12 protein-coding genes are annotated in these 9119 nt (G+C 68.3%); 3 read left to right on the top strand and 9 right to left on the bottom strand.

Annotation, left to right across the window (positions count from 1 at the left end):
* Positions 1-254: 254 nt before the first annotated feature.
* The gene (locus VHB92_RS06680; protein WP_325452670.1) at positions 255-698 is read right to left on the bottom strand and encodes a hypothetical protein; all 444 of its coding nucleotides are present in this window, start codon (positions 696-698) and stop codon (positions 255-257) included.
* Positions 699-820: 122 nt separating this feature from the next.
* Here VHB92_RS06680 and VHB92_RS06685 point away from each other — a divergent pair, with 122 nt between their 5' ends.
* Positions 821-1801: a hypothetical protein gene (locus VHB92_RS06685; protein WP_325452672.1), complete on the top strand. Its 981-nt coding sequence runs from the start codon at positions 821-823 to the stop codon at positions 1799-1801.
* Between the two features lie 106 nt (positions 1802-1907).
* On the opposite strand, the gene lepB is transcribed toward VHB92_RS06685, so the two are convergent.
* The 4 genes from lepB to VHB92_RS06705 all read right to left on the bottom strand — a co-directional run bounded on the left by lepB (position 1908) and on the right by VHB92_RS06705 (position 5257).
* Positions 1908-2744 carry a signal peptidase I gene (gene lepB / locus VHB92_RS06690; RefSeq protein WP_325452674.1) on the bottom strand — a complete coding sequence of 279 codons (837 nt, stop codon included), beginning with the start codon at positions 2742-2744 and terminating at the stop codon, positions 1908-1910.
* Complete coding sequence (locus VHB92_RS06695) at positions 2741-3235, bottom strand: SigE family RNA polymerase sigma factor (RefSeq protein ID WP_325452676.1); 495 nt, start codon at positions 3233-3235, stop codon at positions 2741-2743. The genes lepB and VHB92_RS06695 overlap by 4 nt, the downstream gene beginning before the upstream one ends.
* A 109-nt stretch (positions 3236-3344) precedes the next feature.
* Positions 3345-4718: a Kelch repeat-containing protein gene (locus VHB92_RS06700; RefSeq protein ID WP_325452678.1), complete on the bottom strand. Its 1374-nt coding sequence runs from the start codon at positions 4716-4718 to the stop codon at positions 3345-3347.
* Positions 4715-5257, bottom strand: coding sequence for a SigE family RNA polymerase sigma factor (locus tag VHB92_RS06705; RefSeq protein WP_325452680.1), 543 nt, complete (start codon positions 5255-5257; stop codon positions 4715-4717). Before VHB92_RS06705 ends, VHB92_RS06700 begins: the two co-directional genes overlap by 4 nt.
* A gap of 22 nt (positions 5258-5279) precedes the next feature.
* On the opposite strand from VHB92_RS06705, the gene VHB92_RS06710 reads away from it, so the two are divergent.
* Positions 5280-5738, top strand: a complete 459-nt coding sequence (locus tag VHB92_RS06710; protein WP_325452682.1) for a hypothetical protein — start codon at positions 5280-5282, stop codon at positions 5736-5738.
* 60 nt (positions 5739-5798) lie between these two features.
* Here VHB92_RS06710 and VHB92_RS06715 read toward each other — a convergent pair whose 3' ends face one another.
* Positions 5799-6053 carry a hypothetical protein gene (locus VHB92_RS06715; RefSeq protein WP_325452684.1) on the bottom strand — a complete coding sequence of 85 codons (255 nt, stop codon included), beginning with the start codon at positions 6051-6053 and terminating at the stop codon, positions 5799-5801.
* A 1136-nt stretch (positions 6054-7189) separates the two neighbouring features.
* Here VHB92_RS06715 and VHB92_RS06720 point away from each other — a divergent pair.
* Complete coding sequence (locus tag VHB92_RS06720) at positions 7190-7726, top strand: RDD family protein (protein WP_325452686.1); 537 nt, start codon at positions 7190-7192, stop codon at positions 7724-7726.
* 179 nt (positions 7727-7905) lie between these two features.
* Here VHB92_RS06720 and VHB92_RS06725 read toward each other — a convergent pair whose 3' ends face one another.
* The 3 genes from VHB92_RS06725 to VHB92_RS06735 all read right to left on the bottom strand — a co-directional run.
* Positions 7906-8157 (bottom strand): hypothetical protein, encoded by a 252-nt coding sequence (locus VHB92_RS06725; RefSeq protein WP_325452688.1) that lies wholly within the window; start codon positions 8155-8157, stop codon positions 7906-7908.
* Positions 8158-8218: 61 nt separating this feature from the next.
* Positions 8219-8437 (bottom strand): hypothetical protein, encoded by a 219-nt coding sequence (locus VHB92_RS06730; protein WP_325452690.1) that lies wholly within the window; start codon positions 8435-8437, stop codon positions 8219-8221.
* Between the two features lie 486 nt (positions 8438-8923).
* A partial coding sequence (locus tag VHB92_RS06735; protein ID WP_325452691.1) for a hypothetical protein occupies positions 8924-9119 on the bottom strand: 196 nt, incomplete at its 5' end.

The raw sequence follows: 9119 nt of genomic DNA on the forward strand, positions 1-9119 counted from the left end.
AGGGGTCGCCACCGACGGGATGTGCGTCCACTGGCACCACCGCCTGTGGAGCGGCACCGCGCACACCGGCCGCATCGAGCTCGAATACGCGCCACGAAGCGCCGGACCACTGGGACCCCACTACGTGCCGCGGCCACCCCAGCATGGGTGCTGATCCGCGCAACAGGTAGCACATCACGGTCGGACGTCGGTCGGTGGCAACGGGCTCCGGGCAGCTGCACCTCGACGGCCGTGCTCCTTGGCCCGCTCGGATGTCAGCAATGCCGCTCGATGACGAGAAGCGAGCGCCGTTGCGAATCTCGGAACTCAGCGACGGCGAAGTCCGTATGGTCACCTGGCTCGCGGCGCTTCGCCTCCGGGTAGTACTGACGAACCTCTGCCCATAGACCAGCTCGATCCTTGAGGGCGACGTCAACCGGCCGCAGGTCGGCGATCAGCAGAACCCTGACTTCCGGGTCCAGTAGGAGGTGCTCGACCGTCTTTCTGGCCGGCTGATCACCTCCGCGCATCCGCCACACGGTGCCGTCCTCGTCCGTCCATGACCGATCCCGGATGATGCTGGGTAGGGTTTGCGACGTCGACGCCTCGTGCGAGTCGCCGCGTTGCTTCAACAGATCAGCAAACGTCGGCCCCCGATGCGAACGCGGGTTCGGCACACGACCATCGAACCAGGTGCTTCCCGCGATCGGTAGCGACATCGCGCGAAGGACGCTGTGGAAGAGCCCCGCCTGCCGCGAGCTCCTGAACGGGCGAGAACGGGTTCAGCGAACCGCCGATGTGGTCGATCCTGGGTGGGTGATGACTCGGGCTCGAGGCAGACGTGGCCGCTGACGTCGTCCCCCACGTCCCGGTCTCTCCCGTCCCACTTCCAGCTCGGACGACGGGGCGACGGGATGTCCTACTGGCCGTCGTTGTGTGCCTTGGTGTTGGCACGCTGATCACCGCCGCGGCTTACCTCGCTGAACTCCGATGGCCTGGCGATCCTTCGCTCGTCGACTTCGTCGACTCCAAGGTCCTGATCTACGTGATGAGGAGCGTGCTGTGCGTGGTCGCGGCGGGCGTCGTCTTCGGCTGCTTCCTCGCCGCCAGGCAGGTCCGCAAGGTAACCACCGCGCATACGGCGTTGGCGATCGTGATCGGTCTGATCCTGAGTGCCCCCTCCGCCTACGGTCTCGGGGCTGCGGCCCGACGCACGCTCGACTGGTCCGCCAACCAGACGTGGACCCATGAGCTGAACAACATCAACACCGACGACGCTCTGGGGCCACCCGCGCTCGACCGACCCGCGGCCGACCCGTCGATCGCGGGCAAGTTCATGGCCCCCGCCTCCTTGGGGGCCGGTTGGAGCTATGCCGCCGGCTACGAGCACGGTCCGGGCCGCATCCACACCTCAGCAGTTGGCGCCGTCGATGCGGGCCGGGTGTACTACGCAGGCGGAAGCGATTCGACCAATCTGTCGTTGGTCGAGGTCATCGTCGCCTTCGGCTCGTCCGCGCAGGCGCACGCCTACCTCATTGCTCAGTCGGCGCCCGCATCAGCCCCTGCCTGCTCGGACGGCTGCCCATCGGCCGGGCCTACCGGGGGCGTCGCCACCTACACACGTCTGCCGAACCCTGCACTCCGCGCTGAGAGCTTCGCGTATCGCTTCACCGACTCGATCGGCACCCACGACGTCGTGCTCATCCGCGACGGCTCCACCGTCGCGACGCTGCTTGTCCTCAACGTGCGCCTCCCGCATTCGGAAGCTGGTGCCATGCGAGTCCGCGCAGCCCTGCTTGCCGCCGCTGCGCTCCGAGGGTGAAGCTCTTCAGTGCTGGTCATCCGGCCGCGCGGCGCGCGCTGGGATCTCTCGCCCATGCGGTCGCAAGCACCCGCTCCCTCGTGTGTCTTAACTCTGGTCCGCAGGTCTACGACGTCGGAGTGGTGATCGCGCGTGCGCGTTCGAGGGGCCACACGATGGCGGTGACCACCCCGCGTACAGCAGCGGTGTTGATGGTTCCGTTGAAGCGGCTGTCGTTGGACCTGTCACGTTGGTCTCCCATGACGAACAGCTGGCCGGGCGGCACCGTGGTGGTGCTGAAGGTGTACGTCGGGTCGGGAACCCGCGATGGTGTGACTCCGTCGGGCGCAGTGCCGTAGGTGTAGGCGCGTTCGTCGACGGGTTGTCCGTTGACGACGACGCCGCTGCACTCGTTCGGGCTCGTGGCGCTGGTCGGGGGGCAGCCGATCGTGTCGCCGCCGACGGCGATGACGCGCTTGATGAAGTCGTTCTTCGCGGTCGGGTCGGTGAGCGTGCGGGTGTTGACGTTCGGCCAGTGGTTGCCAGCCTGCGACCCGTCGAACGCGACGATGTCACCCCGCTGGACCGTCGTGGTGGGGACGACCAGGACCACGTCACCGACCTCGAGCGTGGCGGCCATGGACGCGGACGGGACCGTCTCCACGCGAGACCCGGGGGGCGCGGATGCCAGCGCGGCGTCGATCGCCTGCTGCTCCCCGGCCGGCAGGGGTCCGACCGACGCGGCAGGGGTAGGCCCGCCGGTCGGATGGGTCGTGACGCCGGCATAGAGCCCTCCGGCCACGCCACCGAGGACCACGACCGCACCGGCGACCGCGAGCAAGAGCCGACGTCGTTCGATCTTGCCGGCGCGGGCGATGGCGCCGCCCGCCCAGTCCGGCCCGTCCGCAGGGAGCAGCGCGGCATGCAGACGGTCGCGCACGACAGTCTCGAGCTGATCGGTCATGAGTTGTTCTCCACGATGAGGGCGGCGTCGGAACGGAGGCGGGCGAGCGCCCGTGCGGTCTGGCTCTTGACCGTGCCGATCGAGATCCCCAGCGCCTGCGCAGTCGCGGCTTCGGTCAGGTCTTCCCAGAACCGCAGCAGGATGACGGCCCGCTGCCCGCGCGGCAGTCGTGCGACCGCTGCGACCATCGGGTCGTCGGGCTCGGCGACCTGCGCGATGGGTGCCTCGGGGGGATTTGCGGTCAGGACCTGCCGAAGGCGGCGGCCTCGCTGCGCGCTGCGAATCGTGTTGATGAGCACACGGCGCGCGTAGGCATCGGGATCATCCGCGGCTTCCACCTTCGCCCACGCGAGAAAGACCTTCGCGAGCGCCGCCTGAGCGAGGTCCTCGCCCTCGTGCCAGTCCTCGCCCAGCATGCGCGCGAGCTCACTCCACCGCGGACCCTTCGCCATCGCGAAAGCAACGAACCGCTCCCGCGACGCCTCGTCCACGACCCCACAGACTCCCTGGCCCCATCAGATGGTTGTCGTCGACCTCGGCCCATCGTTCGCTCCACCCGCCCACGTGCAGCCTGGTGTATGGAGTGTGCGACGCGATGTTCTAGCCCGCGGTGAACAGCAGTGCGTCTGAGGGATAGGTGGTGGTGCCGCCGTAGTGCGGGCAGTAGTAGGCGATCTTGTCGTCGATCATCGGTGGTGCAGCGTCGACGGGGCATGCGAACGGAGCCGATGGTCCCGCTGCCCATTTGTCCGTAGCTGCATTCCAGATGCTGGTAGCACCAGGTCCGGTCGAGCCGTACCTCCCCGCTCCGTTGAGGGAGAGCAGTCCGTTGCCGAACCAGGTGAGGGCTTGGCTGCCGAGGATGCCGAGCCGGACATCGGGTGCCAGGCCGCGCCAGGTGTTGGTCGCGGGGTTGTAGATCAACGTCTCGGCCACGGTCGGTCCCGGCCCCTGGCACACGGGGCAGTAGAAGGGGTAGCCCCGCACGATCACGTCGCTGCCGGCCTGCACGGCCGCCACGGGGTTCTTGAGGGTGCTCCCGTCGGCGGGCACGGCCGTCCATCTGGTGCTGTCCGCGTCGAGGCGGAACAGGTCGGCGCCACCTTCGGTCCGTGCTCCGGTCGGCGTGGGCTCGGAGGTGAACCATTGGGACCAGGCAAGGACTGATCCGTTGAAGGCGGTGGTCGTGCCCCACTGCACTCGATGACCCTGCGGGGCGACGGGCGCGGGGATCGTGGCCCAGGTGTTCGTGGCGGGGTCGTAGGCCGCGCCGTCCCCGTCGTAGTCCGCCTCGCTATGGATGACCGGCGGTTGTCCACCGAACACGACCACGCGGTCACCCGTCCAGATCGCGCGGGCATACACACGCGCGCTGAGCGGCGCCGTCGGGAGCTGGCGCCAGGAGTTGGTCGCGGGGTCGTAGGCCGCGCCGTCATTCGCGGCCATGAACGGTGACAGTGCTGTGTAGCCGCCCCAGACGATCCATTCCCGGCCCGTCCATGCGCTGCTCACACCGTCCCGCGCGCCCAGTGGTGAGGACGCCATCGCATGCCAGCGGGCCGTCTTGACGTCGTAGACCGCGCCGTCGTCGTCGAGCGTCTGGCCCTGCTGACCGGACGCACCTCCCCACACCAGCAGGGCCGAACCGGTCCATGCGACCGCTGCGTCCATGCGCGGGGTCAGCGGCGAGCGCGGCAGCTCGCTCCAACGCCCGGCCAGCATCGAGGCGACCGAGACGTGCGGGCTGACCGGGTGGACGGGCGCGGGACGTGCCGCGCTGCCGGTGGAGGTGAGCGCTAAGGCCAGCGCAGTCACACCCGCAGCGACGGCCACGCCACTTCCGGCCAACGCCGTCCGCCGACGCCGTCGTCGACCCGCGACTCGGGCGCGGACGGCGTCGACGTCGACCGGTACGACATAGGCGTCCGCTCGGTTGTGCAGGTCGTCGCGCAGGCCGTGTTCGACCTGACTCATCGCGCCTCCTCATGGGCAGGCAGCAGGGCACGCAGCTTCGCCAGCGCCTTGCTCGTTTGACTCTTCACCGTTCCGGGGCGACAGCCGAGCGTGGCCGCAACCTCGCGTTCGCTGAGGTCGAGGTAGAACCGAAGCACGATCACGGCCCGCTGCCTCGGTGGCAGCGACAGGACCGCGACCGACAGATCAGCCCGTTGCGACCACGCATCGGCCGGATCGCCGAACGCCTCCACACGCCCGGCTGCTGACAGGTCTCGGCGCGCACGCCGATGCTGGCCGCGGGCCTCGTTGACAACGATCCGGGTCGCGTAGCCGCCCGGATTGTCCATCCGCGATACCCGAGGCCAGCGCTCGAGCACCCGCACCAACGACGTCTGGACGATGTCCTCGGCCGCCACCGGATCACCGGTCAGCAGCAGCGCGACGCGACCGAGCCTGGCCGACTCAGCCGCGACGAACGCCGCGAACCCATCGTCCCCCATGCAACTCCAATGTCCGACCGGCACGATCGGTTGCCCCGAGTCTGCGACCGCGCCCACGGGTACGCGGCACACTCTGGAGATGCGGCGCTACGCGTGGTGGCTCTTGCCAGTCGCGGTGATGCTGGCCGACCGAGCAGCGCTGCAGCACACCGACCCTGGGCTACTGCAGCCACGGCAGGTCGAGTCGCACCTACGTGACGTGCTGATGGGTGCGCCACTGCTTCTGATAGCCATCCCGACGGGTGTCGCACTGGCCCGCGCGAGGCACTGGATCATCGGCGTGACCCTGGCGGTAGCAACAGCGTTGATCGTCCACCTGCTCCGGGATCTGATCACGACTGAGGACTGCCAGCACACCTCGACAGATCCTTGCGCCTTGCGCCGCGGGACGAACTGGGGGACGTTCGCGGGCATCGCTGCATCGCTTGCCCTTGGGATCGTTGTGCAAGCGGTTGTGCAGTTCGGAATGCAGCGCCGCGACCGGCCGGCCAACCCGGTGGCCAGCGGCGTTCCGAGTGAGTCCGGGACGATCGGATAGTCGGTGCCGAGAGCTTGCGAACGTCAGAGAGCGCGCCAACGCACATCGCGGTCGGTATGGCTACTCCCCATCTGGAGCTAGGGCGCGGTCTTCCTCTTGGATCGTCGCGAAGCGAAGGAGGCCGAGCGAGATCCACGGTGGCTGGTCGTTCGACCGAAACACGGAGAACGTCGTCCGTCCCGACTCCTGAGGCCACTCGTGCTCTGTAACGACAAGCCAGCGCGTTGCGACGGCGCCGTGGAGTGCCTCGTCGGTGCCCGCGATCTTGTCGATCGCATCTTGCAGGATGTCGTCAGTCGTCGGCTCGTGGTTCACGAGCGGAACGCTAGCGAGTCGGACACGGCGAACCCCCCTACTGGACGCCATGACCGGCACGCACCTTCCGGTGCCGCGGGGCCGAGGCAGGCGTCCCGATGTCAGGCGTGGCCGTTGTTGTGCCGCATCTCAGCCGGGCTGTCCTTCGCGCCCGGTTCCGCGTCGACCGCAGCTCGACGGAGCGAGTGAAGTCCCAACGGCAGTCCGACCGCAACCCATCCGATCCCGCCCGCCAACGCCGCGGCAAAGCCCCTCCCGAGCGCGATCCCAACGCCGATGAATGCCGCGCTGCCCGCGGCTATGTGCACGACCACGTGCCAAGCGCGCGTCGGTCGGCTGCAGATCCATTGCCAGCGCGAACCCCGATCGCCCACACCCCAGACCGTTCTACGCGGAGCGACCCGATCCTGCCCCCGCCTCCCCGGCGCGTAGGCGCATCACACTTCGTGCCGAGAGCCCGCGATCAGGCACCTACCGCGCGGCGCGCTCGCGATGCGTCGAGTCGCGGTTGCTCGACCCCGGGCAACCCCGCCGAGAATTGGCGTCTGACATGACGTGAGGCGAGTGACGTCGGCGGTCAGCGGCGAGCTCTGCTCTGCAGACTGGCTGCTACCGATTGATTTGACGTCTTCCCTCGACCACGAGCAGAACGAGGCCGACGAGTAGGAGAGGTAGCCACAACATGCTCAGGGCGATGGACAGGTAGACGATCGTCAGCCCTTTCGCCATCAGCCCGACGAGAAGCAGGACGATCGAAGCCGGGACACAGGCACCGGCGGCGATGAACCAGCGCGTGCTGGCTCGGCGTCGCACAGATTCGGTTCGCCACCAGACCCACCCCGGCGGTGGCGGTGGCCAGCTGGGGTCTGGCTGCCACCCTGGCGGGGGTGCCCACCCTGGCGGGGGCGGTGGCCAGCCGGGCGGGGCCTGCCACACGCTTGTCACGCCGACGATGGTGCCTCGCTTCTGGTCCTTCGCGCACCGCAGTCCGCGGTCGGAACCATTGACCGACCCGGTGCTGCCACGCTTGAGGCTCCGCGGAACGACGATCGTTCGGCGTGGCGGGGGCATGGGCAGGAACGGCGGTGCTCTTGTAGAACGGCCTTACTGACCGTGCAGAGATCGCTGGAGGCCACATGACAGCGCCGTGGGACCCGCCTGCGGAGCCGCCGCAGACCGCAGGGCCTTCCTCGTGGTCGGCGCCCGCCCCCGGAACCTGGGGTGATGCTCAACCTGAGTACGGCGCAGTGACCGGCTACGGAGCGCCACCCGGCTACAGCGCCAGCTCGCCCTACGGTCCGCTCCCGGCAAACCTGGCCACGGCCGGGCAACGCTTCGGCGCGACCCTGCTCGAGCTCGTCCTGGCCATCGCGACACTCATCATCGGTTGGGTCATCTGGGATCTCATCGCCTGGACGCGCGGCCAGACACCAGCCAAGCAGCTGCTCGGGCTGCGCATCGTCAGCGCCCAGTCGGGACAACCCCTCTCGTGGGGTCAGAGCTTCGTGCGGAACTTCCTGTGCTATGGGCTGCTGGGATCCATCCCGTTGCTCGGCTTCATCTACCGAATCGTCGGCGCCTGCTTCGTGTTCAACCCCGACCGCCAGGCGCTGTGGGACCGCATGGCGAAGACGTACGTAGTCAGCGAACGTCGAATGAGTACGTCGCCCTAGGCCAACCGAGGTCGTCGACCGGGATCACGAACGTGGAGTCGGCGGCACGTACACACCGAAAGCGCGCGAACGGCACGCACCGTTCGACGCCTTGCGGTCGTGCCACGGGTGTTGGGCTCGCTCAGCCGTGGTCCGTCCAACCATGGTCAACGAGCCAGGTGGTCAGGACAGCGGCATAGTCAGGCGAGATCCGCCAAACGTGCAGCACTACGGTCGCTGCTGAGGTCGTGTGACCACGCGACGCGGTCGACAATCCCACCGCGGGTGAATTCCCCGGCCGTGTCTTGCGGAGGGTCACCGTCTTCGCGGCGTGCGAATTCCACGAGTTCGTTCTCTCGGGGCAGGTGATGGCTCGTTACCGCGGGCCGGGTGAGTTGACGGAGTTGCGCGTCCTGCTCGTCGAGGAGGTACAGCTCGAGCTTCACCGTCATCACGATGGCAAGCGTGCCACCCACCTGGGCCCGCACCGGGTCTGTGCGCTCGAATCGACGCTTACCGCACGTCCTTGGTGGCCGTCGCCAACCGCAGCGCCGCTTCCGCCGGCGTCTCGCCAGCGTTGATGATCGCCCAGGCGCGTGCAAGATCGACGAGTTCCTCGGGTGACAGAGCGCGCACGCCGAAACGGAACTCGTCCAGGACGCGTACCAGCACGCCGATCAGCGCTTCTCGTGCCTCGTCGTCGGTACGTCGTTCAGCCCTGACCTGCTTCAACAGGGCATCGCGACGTGCGCTTCACGTCTGCTTGGACATGCCACCACGGTAGGGAACACGCGGGACGAACGCACCCGAGTTCCTGCACGCCCGAACGGCATCCCTGAAGGAGCGGGGTCGGTCAAGTCCTGGTGCTGAGCGTGTTCTTTGTCTTTGCGGCTGTGGTCTGGGCGCGTCGAGCTGAGGTCGGGGTCAATACGCAGCGCCCGGAGCCCGCGAGTGTGCGAGCGGGTGAGGACGAACGGTGTTGATGCCGGCCGGTGCTCGTCGCAGCCTGGGTGGCCGCGAAGGCGTGTGGAGTTGTGGGCGGCTTCGTCGTTGAACAAGAGTCCGCTGGCGAGGTCTGCCAGGCATCCCTTCGCGACGACCGGGTGGTGTCGCATGAAGCCGTGCGGAGAGCCCACGCGGGGTGGGTCGTGGGGCCATTCACTTACGCGACCGTGACGGTCATGCCGTTCCTCGGCCCGCACGAAGCTGTGAGGTTGTTCAGGCCGCCGTGGCGTCCAGGCTGCGGGCGTGTCCGTCGCGCAGCGTGTAGTACACGACGTCGAGCATGCGGTGCGCGGCGGCGACCTTCGCGGTGTTGCGGGCGGTCTTGCCGCGTCGCGCGATGATGGCTTCGCGCATCGCCCGCACGCTCGGTTCGCATTGGCGTTGGATCGCCTCGACCGCGGCCCAGCGC

Origin of the sequence: Humibacter sp. (assembly GCF_035547335.1) — a bacterium.
Classification (GTDB): Bacteria; Actinomycetota; Actinomycetes; order Actinomycetales; family Microbacteriaceae; genus Humibacter.

Coding starts and splice junctions, on each gene's coding strand:
- VHB92_RS06680 (WP_325452670.1), bottom strand. CDS start 698: ATGTCGCTACCGATCGCGGGAAGCACCTGGTTCGATGGTCGTGTGCCG.
- VHB92_RS06710 (WP_325452682.1), top strand. CDS start 5,280: ATGCGGCGCTACGCGTGGTGGCTCTTGCCAGTCGCGGTGATGCTGGCC.
- lepB (WP_325452674.1), bottom strand. CDS start 2,744: ATGACCGATCAGCTCGAGACTGTCGTGCGCGACCGTCTGCATGCCGCG.
- VHB92_RS06700 (WP_325452678.1), bottom strand. CDS start 4,718: ATGAGTCAGGTCGAACACGGCCTGCGCGACGACCTGCACAACCGAGCG.
- VHB92_RS06720 (WP_325452686.1), top strand. CDS start 7,190: ATGACAGCGCCGTGGGACCCGCCTGCGGAGCCGCCGCAGACCGCAGGG.
- VHB92_RS06725 (WP_325452688.1), bottom strand. CDS start 8,157: ATGACGGTGAAGCTCGAGCTGTACCTCCTCGACGAGCAGGACGCGCAA.